Raw genomic sequence first — 17,809 nt, 5'->3', positions numbered from 1 at the left:
GGTCGACCTCCGGGATCAGCGCTTGGCCAGGGGGATGCCGAGACCGACGGAGGCGACGATGTCGCGCTGCACCTCGTTGGTGCCACCACCGAAGGTCAGAATCAGCGACGAGCGGTGCATCCGTTCGACCCGCCCGTGCAGCGCCGCGCCGCGCGAGCCGTCTCGGACGGTGCCGCTGGAGCCGAGTGTCTCCATCAGCAGGCGGTAGGCCTCGGTCGCCAGTTCTGTGCCGTAGACCTTCGTGGCGGAGGCGGCGGCCGGAGCCGGTTGGTGCTCGGAGGTCCAGGCGATCTTCCAATTCATCAGCTTGAGCACCTCGACGCTCGCGTGCACGCGAGCAAGGTGGGTCTGCACCCATTCCTGATCGAGGATCCGGCGCCCGTCCGACAGCCGGGTCTCGGACGCCCACGTGCGCACTTCGTCGAGTGCGAGCCGCAACGGCGCCGACGAGGTCAGTGCGACGCGTTCGTGATTGAGCTGATTGGTGATCAGCGGCCATCCGCCGTTGAGGTCACCGATCAGCGCCGAGGACGGGACGCGCACGTCCTGGTAGTAGGTGGCACTCGTGCTCGGACCGGCGACCGTGTGTACCGGTGTCCACGAGAATCCCGGGCTGTCGGTGGGCACGGCGAGCACGCTCAGTCCCTTGTGCTTGCGGGCCTCCCGGTCCGTACGGCAGGCCAGCCACACGTAGTCGGCGTGGGCGATGAGGCTGGTCCACATCTTCTGGCCGCTGACGACGAACTCGTCGCCGTCGCGGTCGGCGGTGGTGCGCAGCGCGGCCAGGTCGGTGCCCGCGTCGGGTTCGGAGTAGCCGATGGAGAAGTGCAGTTCGCCTGCGGCGATGCGGGGCAGGAAGTGGGCCTTCTGGGCGTCGGTTCCGTATCGCATGATCGTCGGAGCGACGCTGTTGAGGGTCAGGAACGGCACGGGTGCGCCTGCGACGGCCGCCTCGTCGGTGAAGATCAACTGATCGAGCATCGTGCGGCCTCGGCCGCCGTGCTCGACGGGCCATCCGAGAGCGAGCCAGCCGTCGGTGCCCATCTGCCGGACGATCGCTTTGTAGGTGCGTCCGTCGCCGTACTCGCCGCCGTGGTGCAGCTCCGCACGAACCTCCGGCGTCATGAGTCCGGCGAAGTAGCTGCGGAGTTCGCGGCGGAGTTCCTCCTGCTCTGCGGTGTAGGTGATGCGCATCGGTCCTCCGTCGACGGCGCCGGCCAGCGGCGGGACGCCGGGACTGGACGCGACCTCGGTCACTGGTGGAACATGTTGCAGTGAAGATACCGCGTCGCGGTGCTGATGGTCGAGTGTCCACGGTCGCGAACGTCGATTCTGTGCCGATTGCGGACGGTTCACGCCATGCGAAACACGTTCTCGATGAACGCATGATCCCGTGTAGCGGCTGGGCCGCACGGAGTAGTCGTGGCCGCCGTTCAGGGCAACGTCGTGTGCTCGGCGCCACTCGTTGGTCGTCATACGACGGCGTCGGACGGTGCGGAGTCTCGCGCGCCGAGGGTCCGCGACACGAGAAAAGGAGAAAGCGATGAAGGTCAGTGTCGATCCGGATCTGTGCGAGGCCAACGGCGTGTGCGTCGGCCTCGCGCCGGGGGTGTTCTCGCTCGACGACGACGAACTGCTGCACATTCGCCAACCGGACGAGTCGGCCACCGACCTGGAACGTGTTTCCAAGGCGGTCCAGCTCTGCCCGAAGCAAGCGCTCCGGCTCGACGAGGAGTGACGATCCGGGAAGCGGCGGACGGTCACGCTTGAAAGAATCGAGAACACGTTCTAGTGTGTCGCAGATAACAGGCGGTGATCAGCGGTGCAGTGAGGAGTCCCCCCGTGAAAGCAGCGGTGCTCAACGAGATCGGTGACCGCGAGTTGCAGCTGCGTGCGGACGTCACGACAGCGGAACTCGCGCCGGACCAGGTACGCGTCCGGACCCGCGTCGCAGGCATCTGCCACAGCGATCTCGCGGCGATGGACGGGTCGCTGCCTGCGATGGCGCCCGGCGTCATCGGGCATGAGGGCTCCGGCGACGTCGTCGAGGTCGGTGAGCAGGTCGCCGACCTCGCGCCGGGCGACCGCGTCGTCGTCTCCTTCGTCGCGCCCTGCGGCCACTGCAAGGCCTGCGCCAGCAACCAGGCCTACCTCTGCGACGTGCACGTGATCGAAGGCCTCTCCACTCCGCGCTTCTCCGTCGGTGGTGAACCGACGTTCGGCTTCGCGGGGCTCGGGACGTTCGCCGAGGAACTCGTCGTCCCGCGCGCGGGTGTCGTCAAGATCGAGGACGACGTGCCGTACGAGGTGGCGGCACTCGTCGGGTGCGCGGTGGTGACCGGTGTCGGGGCCGTGATCAACACGGCTGCGGTGCGTCCCGGCTCGTCGGTTGCGGTCCTCGGGTGCGGAGGCGTCGGAATCTCCGCGATCCAGGGGGCACGCGCCGTCGGCGCGACGACGATCGTCGCGGTCGATCCCGTGGTCGGCAAGCACGAACTGGCCGAGCGGTTCGGCGCCACGCACGCGACCACGCCGGACGGCTTGGCCGACGTGAGTCAGGACGTCACCGGTGGCGCCGGTTTCGACTACGTCTTCGAGGTCGTGGGGCGGGGAAGCACGATCCGAGCCGCTTACGACGCCACCCGGCGCGGTGGGACGACCGTGGTCGTCGGCGCGGGCAGCCCGGAGGAGAAGGTCGAGTTCAGCGCGCAGGAACTGTTCATGATGGAACGCAAGATCCTGCCGTCGTTCTACGGCTCGGTCGATCCGCGCCGGGACGTCGACCTGGTGCTGTCGCTGTGGCGCACGGGCCGGCTCGATTTGGAAGGCATGGTCAGCAAACGGATCGGACTCGCCGACGTCAACGCCGGGCTCGAGGCACTGCACTCCCCGGACGGTGGTCTCGTCCGCCAGGTGATCACGTTCGACTGACGGACCGCACGGGATTGTGTGGAACGTCCGGGGAGGAAGGAAAGACATCATGACCGGTCACGACGGTGCCGTCGCAGCAGACGGGGTCGCTCTCGACGGGAAGGTCGCACTGGTCACCGGAGCCGGTGCGGGCCTCGGCCGTTCCGAGGCGTTGGCACTCGCGCGTGCCGGTGCGCACGTGGTGGTCAACGACGTCTCGGACTCGATCGAGTCCGTTGTCGCGGAGATCGAGGAGCTCGGGGTGAGAGCGGCCGCGGTTGTCGGCGACGTCGGCGAGGCACGCATCGCGGAGACACTGGTCGCCACGGCCGTCGAGCGTTTCGGCGGTGTCGACGTCGTGGTGAACAACGCGGGCGTGCTGCGCGACCGCATGGTGTTCTCCATGTCGGACCAGGAATGGGACGACGTCGTGCGGGTGCACCTGCGCGGGCACTTCCTCGTCACTCGCAGCGTGTGCGCGCACTGGCGGCAACTGTCCAAAGAGTCCGGACAGCAGGTCTACGGCCGGATCGTCAACACGGCATCGGAGGCGTCCCTGTTCGGCGCCGCCGGGCAGCCGAACTACGCCGCTGCGAAAGCGGGGATCACCGCGCTGACGGTCTCCACCGCACGCGCGATGGCGCGCTACGGGGTACGAGCGAACGTGATCTGCCCGCGCGCCAGAACCGGGATGACCGAACACGTCTTCGGGGAGCTGGACGGGGACTCGGACGGTGTCGACGCGCTGTCGACGGAACACGTCTCGCCGCTCGTCGCCTACCTGGCGAGCCCCGCCGCGGACGCGATCAACGGGCAGTTGTTCGTCGTGCACGGCGGGATGGTCGTGCTCATGTCCGCGCCCGCCATCGAGGCACGCTTCGACGCGGCCGACCGGACGTGGACGACCGACGAACTGCACAAGGTCGTGGGCGAGCACTTCGTCGACCGTGACCCGGACCAGATGTTCGCCAGCATGCAACTCGCATCCCTGCCCTGACCGAAATCCGCAGGACTCGCCCCGGGAACACACGCTCGCGCCCGGGGCACACAGCACTCGGCCCCGCCGGTGCGACGGATCGACGAACCACGCGCCGGTGGGAGGCTCGGCATGACACTCACGATCAAGCACCACCTCGACGAGGTGGGACTCGCGGACGGTCGGCTGTTCGTGAGCGGGACGTGGAGACAAGCGAAGGCCGGCGCGACGTGGGCCCACCGGCACCCCGCGACGGGTGAAACCGTGGGCACGGTCGCCGTCGCCGACACCGAGGACGTCGACGACGCCGTGCGCGCGGCCCGCCGGGCGTTCGACGACGGGCCGTGGCCGTCGATGCGCGCGGGTGAACGGATGCGGATCGTGCGACGGTGCGGTGACCTCCTGCGCGAACACGCCGACGAACTCCGCTCGCTGCAGGCACTCGACAACGGCGTGCCGTTGTCGTTCGGCACGGTCTATGCCGGTTCGGTCGACATCGCGGCCGACGCGTTCGAACACCATGCGGGATGGATCGACAAGGCGGGCGGACAGACGTTGCCACCGTTCCAGGGTGGCGACCACATGGCGATGACGTTGCGCGAGCCGATCGGCGTGGTGGCGGCGATCCTGCCGTGGAACGCGCCGTTCCTGCTGTTCGCGCAGAAGATCGCGCCCGCGTTGGCGGCCGGGTGCACGGTCGTGATCAAGCCTTCCGAACACGCGACCTTCTGTGTGCTGCGGATGGTCGAGCTGCTGGCGGAAGCGGGTGTACCGGACGGCGTCGTGAACCTCGTCAGCGGCCCCGGTGAACCGACGGGCGACGCACTCATTCACCACCCGGGTGTCGACAAGATCAGTTTCACCGGCAGCCGGGCGACCGGACAACGGATCGTGTCCGCCTCGGCGGAGGGGTTCACTCGGGTGTCGTTGGAACTCGGGGGCAAGAGCCCCGCCGTGGTGTTCCCGGACGCCGACGCGGGACTGGCCGGAATGACCGCCATGGGGATGGTCACCCTCGGCCTGTCCGGGCAGGCTTGCGTCGCGCACACGCGCGCGCTCGTGCATCGCGACGTCTACGACGAGTTCGTCGGCGCGGCCGAGATGATCGCGGGCTCGGTCACCTACGGCGACCCGTTCGACCCCGAAGTGCTATCCGGCCCGCTCGTCACTGAGGCGCAGCTGGAGAAGGTGCTCGGCTACGTGGAGCAGGGATGCGCCGCCGGTGCCCGTCTGGTGACCGGCGGCGAGCGCGTCGACGGCGAACTCGCGGCGGGAAACTACGTGACGCCGGCCGTGTTCGCCGACGTCGACAACCGGATGTCCATCGCACGGGAGGAAATCTTCGGTCCGGTGCTCTCCGTCGTCCCGTTCGACGACGAGGACGAGGCGGTCGCGATGGCCAACGACACCGAGTACGGCCTGGGCGCCGGAGTGTTCACCCGGGACGCCCAGCGAGCTCTTCGGGTCTCGAAGCGGCTCCGGTGCGGAATGGTGGGCGTCAACGGGTTCCAGGTCGAGCCGCACGTGCCGTTCGGCGGTTACAAGCAGTCGGGCCTGGGACGCGAGGGCGGCCTGGCCGCGTTCGAGTCCTACACCGAACTCAAGTCGGTACTCATGCCGTTGACCGACGAGATGATGTGAGGACGCAGCGGATGGCACGCCTGGACGGCAAGGTCGCGATCATCACCGGTGGTGCGCGAGGACAGGGCGCGGCGGCGGTGCGCCGGTTCGTCGCCGAAGGAGCGCGCGTGCTGATCGCCGACGTCGCCGACGCGGACGGCACCGTGCTGGCGAAAGAACTCGGCGACGCGGCGCGGTACTGCCACCTCGACGTCTCCGTCGAGGACGAGTGGGACGCGGCGATCGAGATGTGCTCCGCGGAGTTCGGGCCGGTGGACGTGCTGGTCAACAACGCGGGCGTCCTGCACTTCTCCGCGATCGCCGACACGCGGCTGGAGGACTTCGAACGCGTCGTCCGGATCAACCAGGTCGGCACGTTCCTCGGGATGCGTGCCGCACTGCGGACGATGCCCGACGGCGGCTCGATCATCAACGTGTCCTCCGTGGAGGGTTTGGCCGGGATGCCGCTGGTGGGGGCCTACACGGCGAGCAAGTTCGCGATCCGGGGCATGACGAAGGTGGCCGCGCTGGAACTCGGGGAGCGCCGAATCCGCGTCAACTCGGTCCATCCGGGCATGATCGACACCCAGATGGTGCACGACGCCGCCGGTGGTCCGATCGACATGTCCTGGGTGGGCAAGCGCGTCGCTCTCAACCGGGTGGGCGAGGCAGGCGAGATCGCGTCGCTGGTGCTGTTTCTCGCCAGTGACGAGAGTTCCTACTGCACCGGTTCCGAATTCGTCGCCGACGGTGGCGCGACGGCGACGCACTCGTTGATCGGGTGAGACGGACGATCGTGCGGATGCGGCGGGCCAGGGAAGTGACGAGCGTGCGACATCGGCGCGCTTCGAGTACGGGTGGTGTCGGGTGAGTTCTCCGGGTGCGAGCGCGAGTGTTCCGCTCAGTGCTGCCTTCGCCCAGGTCGGGCATTTGGCCACGCTGAGCTGGAAAGTGCTGCGCGCCATGCCCCAACGTCCGTACCACGTACGGGAATGGATCACGCAGGCCTGGTTCGTGGCGAGCGTGACGATCCTGCCGACCGCGCTGGTCGCGATCCCGTTCGGTGCCGTCATCTCGATGCAGCTCGGCTCGTTGACCCAGCAGATCGGTGCCCAGTCGTTCACCGGGGCCGCGAGTGCGCTCGCGATCCTGCAGCAGGCCAGTCCACTGATCACCGCGTTGCTGGTCGCGGGAGCGGGTGGTTCGGCGATGTGCGCCGACATCGGCGCACGCACGATCCGCGAAGAGATCGACGCGATGGAAGTCCTCGGTGTGCCCACCATTCACCGGTTGATCGTGCCCCGTGTGATCGGCGCGATGGTGACCGCGGTGCTGCTCAACGGTCTCGTCAGCGTGGTCGGTGTGATGGGCGGCTACTTCTTCAACGTGGTGTTGCAGGGTGGCACTCCCGGTGCCTACCTGGCGAGTTTCAACGCGCTCGCACAACTGCCGGACCTGTGGGTCAGCGAGTTCAAGGCGCTGCTTTACGGCTTCGTCGCCGGTGTCGTCGCCGCCTACCGCGGGCTGAACCCGAGCGGAGGGCCGAAGGGCGTGGGCGATGCTGTCAACCAGGGCGTGGTGATCACGTTCCTGTTGTTGTTCGTCATCAACCTGGTGATCACGGGAATCTACCTGCAAATCGTTCCGCCGAAGGCGTTGTGAGCCCGTGGGTACCGTGGACGCGACGCTGAGCCCGAGGCAACGGCCGGCACCGATGTGGCGGAGCCGGATCTCCCGTCTGGTGTCCCGGCCGGGGGACACGCTCGCCGTGCTCGGCTATCAGCTCGCCTTCTACGTCTACACCGTCTCGACGGTCCCGGTGACGCTGCGCCACTACCGGAAGGAAACAGTGCGGCTGCTTACCGAGGTCGTGTTCGGCAACGGTGCGCTCGCGGTGATCGGCGGAACGCTCGGTGTCATGGTGGGAATGGCGGTGTGCACCGGCGCCATTGTCGGTCTGCAGGGTTACGCGTCACTGAACCAGCTCGGTACCTCGGCGCTGACCGGATTCGTCACGGCCTACTTCAACACCCGTGAAGTGGCACCGCTGTCGGCGGGGCTCGCGTTGTCGGCGACGGTCGGGTGCGGATTCACCGCCCAGCTCGGCGCGATGCGGATCTCGGAGGAGATCGACGCACTGGAAGTGATGGGCGTGCGGTCCATCCCGTACCTGGTGACGAGCCGGATGATCGCCGGTGTCGTCGCTGTGATCCCGCTGTACGTGGTGGGTCTGCTCGGCGCCTACTTCGCCTCGCGACAGGTCACCGTGTCCTTCTACGGCCAGTCGGCGGGAACCTACGACCACTATTTCCACCTGTTCCTGCCACCGGTCGACGTGTTGTGGTCGTTCGCGAAGGTGATGGTGTTCAGCTTCATCATCGTGTTGACGCACTGCTACTACGGCTACACCGCGCGCGGCGGACCGGCCGGCGTCGGGGTCGCGGTGGGTCGCGCCGTCAAGACCTCGATCGTGCTCGTGGTCATCATCGACTTCTTCCTGAGCCTCGCGATCTGGGGCTCGACCACAACCGTCCGGATCGCGGGATGAGGATGCGCCGATGAACAGACGCAGGGAACCGAGTCGAGGCCGGTACCAGCTCTACGGTGCCGTCCTGCTGATCGTGGCCGCGGTGTTCATCGCGGCCACCATCGGGATCTACGCCAAGGTGTTCCGCTCGGAAGTGCCCGTCAGTTTGGAAACCGACCGGGTCGGCAACCAGATGCGGGTCGGGGCCGACGTGAAGGTGCGCGGTGCGGTCGTGGGCGACGTGACCGAGATCCGGCAGTCCGACGACGGTGCCGTGCTCGAGCTCGCGCTCCAGCCGGACAAGGCCGACCTCGTCCCCGCCGGGGTCACCGCGAAACTGCTGCCGAAGACCCTGTTCGGCGAGCGCTACGTCGCGCTGGACACGTCCTCCGGTGGGGGCACCGGTCCGATCGCCGCGGGCGCCGTGATCCCGCAGGACCGCAGCGAGGGGACCATCGAGATCGAGAAGGTCCTCGACGATCTGATGCCCGTGTTGCAGGCACTGCAGCCGCAGAAGTTGTCGACCACGTTGAGCGCGATCTCAAACGCCTTGCAAGGGCGAGGTGAGCAAGCGGGCGAGACGCTCGTAGGGCTCAACGACTACTTGCAGAAGCTCGATCCGGCCCTACCGGACCTGGAAGCGGTGCTGGGACGCATCGACGACGTGGCCAACACCTACGCCGACGCCGCACCGGAACTGTTGACGGCACTCGAAGACCTCAGCGCGACGAGCCGGACGGTGGTGGAGAACAGGGAACAGATCGCCGGCATGCTCGGATCGCTGACGACGACCGCGCAGGACGGCACCCGGTTCCTGGCGGCCAACCGGGAGAACTTCATCAACGTGACCGCGGAATCCCGGGCCACGCTGGAGGTCCTGGAGAAGTACGCCCCCCAGTACCCGTGCATGCTCACCCAGTTCGCCGACCAGGTCGAAACGGGTGAGCGTTCCTTCGGCAAGGGCAAGAAGAACCCCGAGATGGGCCGGTTCACCATCGAGTTCACCGCGAGCCGTGGCAAGTACGTACCCGGCAGGGACGATCCGGAGTACAACGACAAGCGGGGTCCGCGTTGCTACCCGTGGGTGCAGAACCCGGACGTCTTCCCGCAGTACCCGCCGGGTGGCCCCGTCGACGACGGTTCCTACAAGCCGCCGCCGCCGAGGGAGTCTCCGCTGCCGGTACGTCCACCGGGCGAAGGCGTTCCCACCGACGGCGAGCCCGCCCCGGACTTCGGCGACAACCCCGCGTCGACGACGCCGAACTCGGCGAGTGCACCCCAGATCAAACACTCGGCGGCCGAGCGCGACCTGCTGGGGATGTTGCTGGCGCCGTCGATGGGGGTGGCACCCGACGAGGTTCCACGATGGAGCGACCTGCTGGTCGGTCCGGTCTTCCGCGGCCAGGAGGTGACCGTGCGATGAGGGGTTTTCGGACCACGGCGGCGAAGATGGCGCTGTTCAGCGTGATCACGTTGCTGTTGACCACGGTGCTGGCCATGACGGTGGCGAATTCGACCTCCCAGAACACCGTCAACTACACGGCGGAGTTCGCGGACGCCTCAGGGCTGGGCGAGGGCGACGACGTGCGGATCAACGGCGTGAAAGTCGGCAAGGTGATCGCCCTCGACCTCTCGGAGAAGGCGCAGGCACAGGTCACCTTCGAGGTCGCGGCAGGGCGCGAGCTCGGCAGGGACGCGTCGGCGACGGTGAAGTATCGCAACATCGCGGGCCAGCGGTATCTCGCGCTGGACGCGGTGGTGCACGCCCCGAACGCGGTACTGGCGCCGGAAGGCGTGATCCCGGCGGAACGGACGCGTCCCGCATTGGATCTGACCGAACTGTTCAACGGGTTCAAACCGCTGTTCCAAGCCTTGTCCCCCGAGGACGTGAACAAGCTGTCCTTCGAACTCATCCAGGTGCTGCAGGGTGAGGGCGGCACCATGGAGGGTTTGCTGGAACGAACCGCGTCGTTGACGTCGACGATCGCGAAGAAGGACGAGGTGATCGGGCAGGTCATCGACAACCTCAACCAGGTGATGGGCACCGTGAGCGCACGCGGCCCGCAACTGTCGGAACTCCTGGACTCACTGCAGCAGCTCGTCACCGGGCTCGCCGAGCAACGCGAGCCGATCGGCGACGCGGTCACGGCGTTGGACGAGCTCACCAACACGACCGGTGATCTGGTGCAGGAGGCTCGTCCGCCGTTGCGGCGGGACATCACGGCGCTGAACAACCTGGCGGGTGTGCTCGACAAGGGCATTCCGAAGTTGGAGCACGACCTGCGGACGCTGCCGTACCGGTTGAACTCGTTGACCAGGACCGTCAGCTACGGAAGCTGGTTCAACTTCTACCTGTGCCAGATGCAGGGCAACGTCGGCAGCCGGGAGCTGGAGATCAACCTCCCGCTCAATCCGATCCCACCGGCCGAGGTCTCGGAAAGGTGCAAGGTATGAACAGGGCCCCGGGACGAGGACGACTCGGCGGGTTCACGCCGCTGGCCCAACGCAACCAGGCTGCGGTCGGGGTGGTCACGGTCGTGTTGATCTCGCTGGTCGCGACCCTGGCGTTCTTCGCCCGAGAGCTGCCGATCATCGGTAACGGCGAGACGTATTCGGCGAACTTCAGCGAATCGGCCGGCTTGATCCCGGGAAACCAGGTGCAGATCGCCGGGATCAAGGTGGGCGAGGTCAAGTCGGTCGAGTTGGACGGCGCCAAGATCCTCGCGGAGTTCACCGTGGACGACCGGACCGCGCTCGGGACCGGAACCACCGCGGCGATCAAGATCCGGACGTTGATGGGGGAGAAGTTCGTCGAGCTGCAGCCCGCCGGTGCGGGTGAACTGGACTCCGACGAGCCGATCCCGCTGGAACGGACGTCGGCGCCGTTCGACATCCCGGAGGCGATCAACCAGCTCACGAGTACCACCGGCCAGATCGACTCGCAGCAACTGGCGCAGAGTTTCCGGGCGATCTCCGAGACGTTCCAGGGAACGCCCGAGCACATGGGTGAGGCGCTCGAGGGACTCTCGAAGCTCTCGGAGACGGTCGCCTCGCGAGATCGGGAACTCAGCGAGCTACTGAAGAACTCCGCCGACGTGACCAAGGTCGTCGCCGACCGCAACGAGCAGGTGCGCCTGCTGATCGAGGACGGCAATCGGCTGCTCGGCGAGGTACAGGCCCGCAAGGAAGCGATCACAGGTCTGCTCGTCGGCACCGAGAAGCTCTCCGACGAACTGCGGGGCATGGTCGCCGACAACCAGGAACAGATTCGGCCCGCGCTGGACAAGCTCAACCGGGTGACCGAGATGCTGCAACGCAATCAGGACAACCTCAGTCGCACCGTCGAGGCGCTCGCGCCGTACGTGCGGGGCTTCAACAACACCGTCGGCAACGGCCGGTGGTTCGATGGCTATCTCTGCGGACTGCTGCCGCCGAGTTCGCAGTCCGGGCCACTCCAGGTCAACCCGAAGGGATGCGACCTACAGCAGCTACCCGGGAGCGGATCATGAAGCGCACGGTGCGGGTGCCAGCCACCCGGTGGCTCGTCGTCGGCTGCGTTCTGGCGCTGCTCGTCAGCGCCGGTCTGTGGTGGGTCGGTCAGATGACCGGCACCCGCGTGACGGCCTATGTGGACAAAGCGGTCGGCCTGTACCAGGGCTCGGCCGTGCGGGTGCTGGGCATTCAGGTCGGCACGATCGAGTCGGTCGCGCCGAAGGGCGAGGTCGTGCAGCTGGATCTGCGGGTCGACGAGGGCGTTGACATACCGGCGGAGGCCAAAGCGGTCGTGGTCGCGCCGAGCCTGGTCAGCGACCGCTACGTGCAGCTCACGCCTGCCTACGCCGACGGACCCGTGATGGCGTCGGGCGCGGTCATCTCGAAGGAACACACGGTCACGCCTGCGGAACTGGACGATCTCTACCGCAGTGCGAACGCGCTGACCGAGGCACTCGGACCGCAAGGAGCGAACGACCAGGGCGCGTTGTCCGCGCTGCTCGACACGGGCGCGGCCAATTTGGAAGGCAACGGGGAGAACCTCAACACGACCGTGCAGCGGTTGGGGGAGCTGTCCTCGACCCTGGCTCGTTCGGAGGGTGACCTGTTTGCCACCGTCGAGAACCTCAACACGTTCACGGCCACGCTCGCGCAGAGCGATGCCCAGATCCGCGACTTCTACGGCCGGACGGCGGACGTGACGACGACCCTGGCGGGGCAGAAAGATCAGATCGGGGCATCACTGGAATCGCTGGCCCTCGCACTCGGTGACGTCGAGCGGTTCGTCCGGGACAACCGGCAGCAGTTGTCGTCGAATGTGGAGAACCTGACCGGGGTGACGCAGGCGTTGGTGGACCAGCGGCAAGCACTCGGCGAGGTCATCGACATCGCGCCCACCGCAGCGGCGAACTTCACCAACGCCTACGACGCCGCGTCCGGTGCGGTGGCGGTGCGCGGCGAGTTCAACGAACTGTCCGCACCTCCCGTACTCATGGTGTGCAAGCTCATCCAGGCGAGCACGCCCCGACCGATCCCGCCCGAACTCACCGAGACCTGTGAGGAGCTCGAACCCGTGCTCAGTGGCGCGGTACCGCTGCCGTCGGTGAACGAGACAGTGTCGAGTCTGCAGCAGGGGGAGTTGCCCCCGCTGCCGCTGCCGGTGTTGGAGAACCTCGGCTCGCTCGACGGGGCACCGGCCGAGGATGGCCCACGATGAGCGCCGCGGTCTCGACGGGCCGGTCGTGGGCGCGCACGGCACGGGTGACGGTGGCGTGCCTGGTGGCGTCGTCCTTGGTCGCCGGGTGTGGGATCGGCGGTTTCTCGGGGCTCTACAACGCCCCGCTTCCGGGCGGCGCCGACCTCGGCGACGATCCGTACCGGGTCCAGGCCGAGTTCGCGGACGTGCTGGACCTGGTGCCGCAAGCGGCGGTGAAGGTCAACGACGTGCCGGTCGGACGCATCGAACGGGTCGGTCTCAGCGACGACAACTCGACGGCGTTGGTGACGATGCTCGTCAACGGCAACGTTCGGATGCCGGAGACGGCGTCGGCGAAACTGCGCCAGTCCAGCCTGCTCGGCGAGAAGTTCGTCGAGCTCGCCGCGCCTGCCCCGGAGCAGCCGCAGCCGGCGGCGTCGCCGGGAACCGACGCGATGCTCACGGACGGCTCCCGGATCCCGTAGCAGCGCACCAACCGCAACCCTCAGGTGGAAGAAGTACTGGGAGCCCTGTCGATGCTGCTCAACGGTGGCGGGGTCGCGCAATTGCAGGTGATCATCAAGGAACTGAACAACGCTCTGTCCGGCAACGAGGAAGAGCTGCGGGCGTTGTTCCGTCAGCTCAACGACGTGGTCGGCAGGCTCGACGCACAGAAGGAGAACATCACCCGCGCGATCGACGGGCTGAACCGCCTGTCGGCGTCGGTGCGTGCTCAGACCGACAGCGTCGAGATCGCGCTCGACGACCTCGGGCCCGGGATCAAGGTGATCGAGGAACAACGCGGCCAGCTCGTCGAGATGCTGCGCTCCATGGACGAACTCTCCGAGGTCTCGGTGGACACGATCGACCGCAGCAAGCAGAACCTGATCGCCGACCTGGAAGCGGTGGGGCCCACGCTGGAGAAACTCGCCGAGACCGGCGACAAGCTGCCGAAGGCGATCGGTTTCCTCGCGACGTACCCGTTCCCCGAGTACGTGATGAACGCGCTGAAGGGCGACTTCGTCAACTCCGACGTCTACATCGACCTCAACCTGGACACGATCATCGGTAACATCACACGATCGCGGGGCGACCTGATTCCGATTCCGGGCGTGACCGACGACGGCGAGTCCGGGATCATCCCGCCGGATGTTCCGCCGATCCCGTTTCCCGGCACCGAAAAACCGCCCGACCTCCCGCCCGTTCCGACGCCGGAACCGCCCTCCGGGGGCGACGAGGGGTCCGGCGGGCTGCTCGACGGTCTCCTGGGAGGTGACTGATGTACTCGAAGGCCACGAAGGTCCGACTGGCGCTGTTCTTAGTGATCGCGGTGGTCGGGATCGGTTACACGGGTGCGAACTACGTGGGTCTGAATCGCGTCTTCGGGAGCTCCGGGTACACGATCCGGGTGCCCATGCCCGAGTCGGGCGGCCTGTTCGTGAACTCGGAAGCCACCTACCGTGGTGTCGCCGTCGGCCGGGTGACCGCGATCGACCTGACCGACGACGGGATCGAAGCGCGGGTCCACGTCGACGCGGACGCTCCGGACATCCCGTCGGACACGAAAGCCGTGGTGGCCAACCGTTCCGCGGTGGGGGAGCAGTACCTGGATCTGCGACCGGTCACCGAGGACGGCCCGTATCTCGCGGACGGATCGGTGATCCCACGCGGGCGGACACAACTCCCGCCGGCGCCGGAGTCGTTGTTGGTGAACCTCGACCGGTTGGTGACGAGCGTGCCGACCGATTCGCTGCGCACCGTGGTCGACGAGCTGGGCACCGCCTTCAACGGCACCGGTGACGACCTCCAGCGCTTGCTCGACAACGGCGACACGCTCATCCGGGCGGCGGACGAGAACCTGCCGCAGACGACGGGCCTTCTCGCGAACGGGAATCGGGTGCTGGCGACGCAACAGGAACAGGACGCCAACATCCGCACGATGAGCACTGGCCTACGGGAGCTCGCAGGCCAGTTGAGGAAATCCGACGGCGACGTACGCACGGTGATCCGGGACGCGCCGAAGGCGAGCAACGAGATCAACGCCCTCCTCCGGGACAGCGCCAACGATTTCGGTCTTGTGACGGCGAATCTGCTGTCCACGAGCCAGGTGTTGAAGGTTCGTACGGACGCGGTGGAACAGATGTTGGTGGCGTTGCCGGTGATCTCGGCGTTCACCAAGAACCTCGCGCCCGACGACACCGGGCATCTCGCGGTCGTGTTGAACTTCGGGAATCCGCCCAACTGCCAGAAGGGCTACGAAGTCACCGAGCGGCGGCCCGCCAGCGACACGACGGACAAGCCGGTCGATCCGAACATTCGGTGTGCGGAGCCGCCGGGCAGCCCGACCGGGGTGCGCGGCTCGCAGAACGTGCCGCGCCAGCCCGTCCCCGAGCCGGCGCAGGCGCCTCCACCGCTGGTGTTCGGCGAGTAAGAGCTCCGGTCTGTGATCTTGTTCTGATGCCCGTCAGGGCATGGTCTTGCGTGCTCAGCCCGAGCACGGTGAGAAGCTCCGGCGTTCCAGGTTGTCGCTCGCAAGGCCGGGGCCGCCGCTGCGTACGTGTTGGTACTCGAGGCGACCCCCACGCCGCGAGCGGCAAGCTGGGACGCCGGTAGGTGACCACCACCGCAGATCACAGACTGCTTCTCAGAGCTCCTGTCTGCCGGTGTTGCTTGGTGGCTCGGGTGGCGGAACCTCAGCGCCCTCCTCGCTGCGGGATCGATTTCTCGAGTAGCCACCTACGCAACGAGAATCGCAGTCCTCGCGAGGAGGGCGCTGAGAACCCGCCGCTTCGGGCCGCTTCCGTGGTGACGGCTCAGCGGCTCCTCCGCTGACACGACACGTAAAAGGGCGTCTGGGAACCGGGGCGGCGGTTACTGGACAACCCACCCCGGGTTCCGAGATGCCGTCTCAGAGCCTGTCTTTGATCTTGGTTAGGGGGTGGGGGCCCGCGTTTGTGGGCGGGTCAGTCGTCGGCTCATCGTAGTGATCATGGCCCAGTTGATGAAGGCCTCGGAGTGTTCGGGGAGGCGTTCGTAGTCGCGGGTGTTGCGGCGGGCTTGGCTGATCCAGGCGAAGGTTCGTTCGACGACCCATCGGCGGTGCAGGGGCACGAACCCGGTTTGTTCGGCGAGTTTTTTCACGATCTCGACGGTGATGCCCAGGGTTGTTTTCGCCCAGGTCAGCAGGGTTCCGGTGTAGCCGCCGTCGGCCCAGATGTGGCGCACCCTGTGGTGGGCGCGGTGCAGCAGCGACAGCAGAGGGCGCCCGGCGGGCCGGTCCTGCAAGTTGGCGGCGGTGACCATGACGACCAGCAGCAGTCCCATGGTGTCCACGGCGATGTGGCGTTTGCGGCCGTTGACCTTCTTGCCGGCGTCGTAGCCGCGGGTGGAGTCACCGACTGTTTCGGCGGCGCGCACCGATTGCGCGTCGATGGCGGCTGCGGTGGGCCGCGGGCGCCGGCCGGCCTGCTGGCGGACCTGTTCACGCAGCGCATCACGCATTATTTCCACCGTGCCGTTCTCGCGCCAGCGAGCGAAAAAGCCGTACACGGTCTTGCAGGGCGGAAAGTCCACGGGAAGCGCGCGCCATTTCACTCCGTTGTCGGTGACGTAGCGGATCGCGTCGACGATGTCGCGGCGGTGGTGCTTCTCCGGACGCCCCCCGGCCGGGCTGGCACACGCCGCCGTGGGCAGCAGTGGTTCGATCACTGCCCACTCGGCGTCCGTCATGTCCGACGGGTAGCGGCGAATGCGGGCCGATGCGCTGGACGAAGGCGTCGTGGGGTACAAACTGAGTCGGGCCTCTGCTGTTAGTGATCATGACTGGCATCACGATCACTAGCAGAGGCCCTTCACATGCCCACCACCGGGATCCAAGACAGCCTCTCAGGACCCCTGAAGGGATGCCCGGGGCGGGCTACCGTGCGACGTCGAGGTCGTCGCTGAAGGAGTTCAGCGCTCACCGTGCGACGAGGTCGGCCAAGCGTGCCCGATGGTCGCGGGGGCCGCCGAAGAGCGCGGCGCTGGAGTGCGCTCGTTTGAGGTGCAGGTGCGCCTCGTGTTCCCACGTGACACCGATACCGCCGTGAAGCTGGATTCCTTCGGCGGCGACGTCGGCATAGGTGTCGCTGCACCAGGACTTGGCCATGGCCGCCCACTCCGGGGCTTCCGGGGCATGAGTGGCGACGGCCCACAGTGCCGCGGCCGACACCGACCGCGCCGACTCCACAGCGACGTAGAGGTCGGCGAGCCGGTGTTTGAGTGCTTGAAACGAGCCGATAGGGCGGTTGAACTGTGTGCGGACCTTTGTGTACTCGATCGTCTCGCCGAGCCAGCGTTGTGCCGCACCGAACTGTTCCGCGGCAAGGACCGCTGCGGCGACGTCGCGGACACGTTCGAGTACGGGCTGAGCGCCCCCCGTGGTGCCGATGAGCCTGGCCGGCGCCTCTCGGAGATCGAACCCACCCAGTGTCCGTGTGGCGTCCAGAGTGGTGGCGTCCAGGCGAGTGTCCGGAATCACGGCGGGGTCGAGTTCGAAAAGTGTGAGGCCGGCGTCGGTGCGGGCGACGACCAGCACGAGGTCAGCGTGTGCCGCATCGAGCACGAAGTCCTTGCGCCCGTGCAGCGTCCAGCCTCGTCGAGCGTCCGGTACCGCGGTCGTCTCGCAGTCCGTGGTGCTCCACCGGTGCGCCGCCTCCGCCCATGCCAAGGTCGCGATCGTGCTGCCGTCGCTGATGCCCGGGAGCGCTCTCTTGCACGCCGCGTCGTCACCGGAGGCGAGTAGCGCCTCGGCGGCGACCACCGCGCTCCCGAACAGGGGTGCGGAACTCAGCATGCGCCCGAGTTCCTCGACGGCCACGCCCGTTTCGACGAGTGTGTAGCCGGCGCCCCCGTACGTCTCGGGGATCGCCAGCCCGCACGCGCCGATGTCGTCGGCGAGGCGGCGCCACAGCTCGGGGTCGTAGCCTGCGGACGGGGAGTCGGGTGAGCCCGGGTGCGGTGGACCACTGCGGTCGAGAAGGCTACGCAGAACCGTCCGCAATTCGTCCTGCTCGTCGGTGAACGCGAAATGCACTGTGCCTCCGGAGAA

At 67.4% G+C, this 17,809-nt stretch carries 16 protein-coding genes and 1 pseudogene; 14 read left to right on the top strand and 3 right to left on the bottom strand.

The window, feature by feature from the left end:
* Positions 1-15 precede the first annotated feature (15 nt).
* Complete coding sequence (locus GIY23_RS13245) at positions 16-1,194, bottom strand: acyl-CoA dehydrogenase family protein (protein ID WP_154078821.1); 1,179 nt, start codon at positions 1,192-1,194, stop codon at positions 16-18.
* A 349-nt stretch (positions 1,195-1,543) separates the two neighbouring features.
* Between GIY23_RS13245 and GIY23_RS13240 the strand changes: the two genes are divergently transcribed.
* The 14 genes and pseudogenes from GIY23_RS13240 to GIY23_RS13180 all read left to right on the top strand — a co-directional run bounded on the left by GIY23_RS13240 (position 1,544) and on the right by GIY23_RS13180 (position 15,151).
* Complete coding sequence (locus GIY23_RS13240) at positions 1,544-1,738, top strand: ferredoxin (RefSeq protein WP_154076942.1); 195 nt, start codon at positions 1,544-1,546, stop codon at positions 1,736-1,738.
* 104 nt (positions 1,739-1,842) lie between these two features.
* Positions 1,843-2,931, top strand: a complete 1,089-nt coding sequence (locus GIY23_RS13235; protein ID WP_154076941.1) for a Zn-dependent alcohol dehydrogenase — start codon at positions 1,843-1,845, stop codon at positions 2,929-2,931.
* A gap of 49 nt (positions 2,932-2,980) precedes the next feature.
* Positions 2,981-3,907: a 3-oxoacyl-ACP reductase gene (locus GIY23_RS13230; RefSeq protein ID WP_154076940.1), complete on the top strand. Its 927-nt coding sequence runs from the start codon at positions 2,981-2,983 to the stop codon at positions 3,905-3,907.
* A 111-nt stretch (positions 3,908-4,018) separates the two neighbouring features.
* Positions 4,019-5,527, top strand: coding sequence for an aldehyde dehydrogenase family protein (locus GIY23_RS13225; protein ID WP_154076939.1), 1,509 nt, complete (start codon positions 4,019-4,021; stop codon positions 5,525-5,527).
* An 11-nt stretch (positions 5,528-5,538) separates the two neighbouring features.
* Positions 5,539-6,291, top strand: coding sequence for a glucose 1-dehydrogenase (locus GIY23_RS13220; protein ID WP_154076938.1), 753 nt, complete (start codon positions 5,539-5,541; stop codon positions 6,289-6,291).
* Between the two features lie 82 nt (positions 6,292-6,373).
* A complete protein-coding gene (locus tag GIY23_RS13215) occupies positions 6,374-7,168 on the top strand; it encodes an MlaE family ABC transporter permease (protein WP_154076937.1) in 795 nt (264 codons plus the stop codon).
* A gap of 52 nt (positions 7,169-7,220) precedes the next feature.
* Complete coding sequence (locus GIY23_RS13210) at positions 7,221-8,054, top strand: ABC transporter permease (RefSeq protein ID WP_154078820.1); 834 nt, start codon at positions 7,221-7,223, stop codon at positions 8,052-8,054.
* Between the two features lie 10 nt (positions 8,055-8,064).
* Complete coding sequence (locus GIY23_RS13205; protein ID WP_154076936.1) at positions 8,065-9,456, top strand: MCE family protein; 1,392 nt, start codon at positions 8,065-8,067, stop codon at positions 9,454-9,456.
* Entirely contained in the window at positions 9,453-10,487 is a 1,035-nt protein-coding gene (locus tag GIY23_RS13200) for an MCE family protein (RefSeq protein WP_154076935.1), read from the top strand. The genes GIY23_RS13205 and GIY23_RS13200 overlap by 4 nt, the downstream gene beginning before the upstream one ends.
* Positions 10,484-11,542, top strand: coding sequence for an MCE family protein (locus GIY23_RS13195; RefSeq protein ID WP_154076934.1), 1,059 nt, complete (start codon positions 10,484-10,486; stop codon positions 11,540-11,542). The genes GIY23_RS13200 and GIY23_RS13195 overlap by 4 nt, the downstream gene beginning before the upstream one ends.
* Positions 11,539-12,741 carry an MCE family protein gene (locus GIY23_RS13190; protein WP_154076933.1) on the top strand — a complete coding sequence of 401 codons (1,203 nt, stop codon included), beginning with the start codon at positions 11,539-11,541 and terminating at the stop codon, positions 12,739-12,741. The genes GIY23_RS13195 and GIY23_RS13190 overlap by 4 nt, the downstream gene beginning before the upstream one ends.
* Positions 12,738-13,205: an MlaD family protein gene (locus GIY23_RS23315; protein ID WP_323844957.1), complete on the top strand. Its 468-nt coding sequence runs from the start codon at positions 12,738-12,740 to the stop codon at positions 13,203-13,205. Before GIY23_RS13190 ends, GIY23_RS23315 begins: the two co-directional genes overlap by 4 nt.
* 15 nt (positions 13,206-13,220) lie before the next feature.
* Positions 13,221-14,000: pseudogene (locus GIY23_RS23310) on the top strand (MCE family protein); the annotation flags it as partial.
* Positions 14,000-15,151, top strand: coding sequence for an MCE family protein (locus GIY23_RS13180; RefSeq protein ID WP_154076932.1), 1,152 nt, complete (start codon positions 14,000-14,002; stop codon positions 15,149-15,151). The pseudogene GIY23_RS23310 and the gene GIY23_RS13180, both read left to right, overlap by 1 nt.
* 500 nt (positions 15,152-15,651) lie before the next feature.
* Here the strand turns inward: GIY23_RS13180 and GIY23_RS13175 are convergent, their stop codons facing one another.
* Together GIY23_RS13175 and GIY23_RS13170 are read right to left on the bottom strand one after the other, a co-directional pair.
* Entirely contained in the window at positions 15,652-16,449 is a 798-nt protein-coding gene (locus GIY23_RS13175) for an IS5 family transposase (RefSeq protein ID WP_154076931.1), read from the bottom strand.
* Positions 16,450-16,678: 229 nt separating this feature from the next.
* The gene (locus GIY23_RS13170) at positions 16,679-17,794 is read right to left on the bottom strand and encodes an acyl-CoA dehydrogenase family protein (RefSeq protein WP_154076930.1); all 1,116 of its coding nucleotides are present in this window, start codon (positions 17,792-17,794) and stop codon (positions 16,679-16,681) included.
* Between the last annotated feature and the right edge of the window lie 15 nt (positions 17,795-17,809).

It is taken from the genome of Allosaccharopolyspora coralli (assembly GCF_009664835.1).
Classification (GTDB): domain Bacteria; phylum Actinomycetota; class Actinomycetes; order Mycobacteriales; family Pseudonocardiaceae; genus Allosaccharopolyspora; species Allosaccharopolyspora coralli.
This window is presented reverse-complemented; position numbering and strand designations above follow the sequence as displayed.

What these genes read in the sequence shown, in the direction of transcription:
- GIY23_RS13245 (WP_154078821.1), bottom strand. Translation starts at nt 1,194, where the DNA reads ATGCGCATCACCTACACCGCAGAGCAGGAGGAACTCCGCCGCGAACTC.
- GIY23_RS13240 (WP_154076942.1), top strand. Translation starts at nt 1,544, where the DNA reads ATGAAGGTCAGTGTCGATCCGGATCTGTGCGAGGCCAACGGCGTGTGC.
- GIY23_RS13230 (WP_154076940.1), top strand. Translation starts at nt 2,981, where the DNA reads ATGACCGGTCACGACGGTGCCGTCGCAGCAGACGGGGTCGCTCTCGAC.
- GIY23_RS13225 (WP_154076939.1), top strand. Translation starts at nt 4,019, where the DNA reads ATGACACTCACGATCAAGCACCACCTCGACGAGGTGGGACTCGCGGAC.
- GIY23_RS13220 (WP_154076938.1), top strand. Translation starts at nt 5,539, where the DNA reads ATGGCACGCCTGGACGGCAAGGTCGCGATCATCACCGGTGGTGCGCGA.
- GIY23_RS13210 (WP_154078820.1), top strand. Translation starts at nt 7,221, where the DNA reads ATGTGGCGGAGCCGGATCTCCCGTCTGGTGTCCCGGCCGGGGGACACG.
- GIY23_RS13205 (WP_154076936.1), top strand. Translation starts at nt 8,065, where the DNA reads ATGAACAGACGCAGGGAACCGAGTCGAGGCCGGTACCAGCTCTACGGT.
- GIY23_RS13200 (WP_154076935.1), top strand. Translation starts at nt 9,453, where the DNA reads ATGAGGGGTTTTCGGACCACGGCGGCGAAGATGGCGCTGTTCAGCGTG.
- GIY23_RS13195 (WP_154076934.1), top strand. Translation starts at nt 10,484, where the DNA reads ATGAACAGGGCCCCGGGACGAGGACGACTCGGCGGGTTCACGCCGCTG.
- GIY23_RS13190 (WP_154076933.1), top strand. Translation starts at nt 11,539, where the DNA reads ATGAAGCGCACGGTGCGGGTGCCAGCCACCCGGTGGCTCGTCGTCGGC.
- GIY23_RS23315 (WP_323844957.1), top strand. Translation starts at nt 12,738, where the DNA reads ATGAGCGCCGCGGTCTCGACGGGCCGGTCGTGGGCGCGCACGGCACGG.
- GIY23_RS13180 (WP_154076932.1), top strand. Translation starts at nt 14,000, where the DNA reads ATGTACTCGAAGGCCACGAAGGTCCGACTGGCGCTGTTCTTAGTGATC.
- GIY23_RS13175 (WP_154076931.1), bottom strand. Translation starts at nt 16,449, where the DNA reads ATGACGGACGCCGAGTGGGCAGTGATCGAACCACTGCTGCCCACGGCG.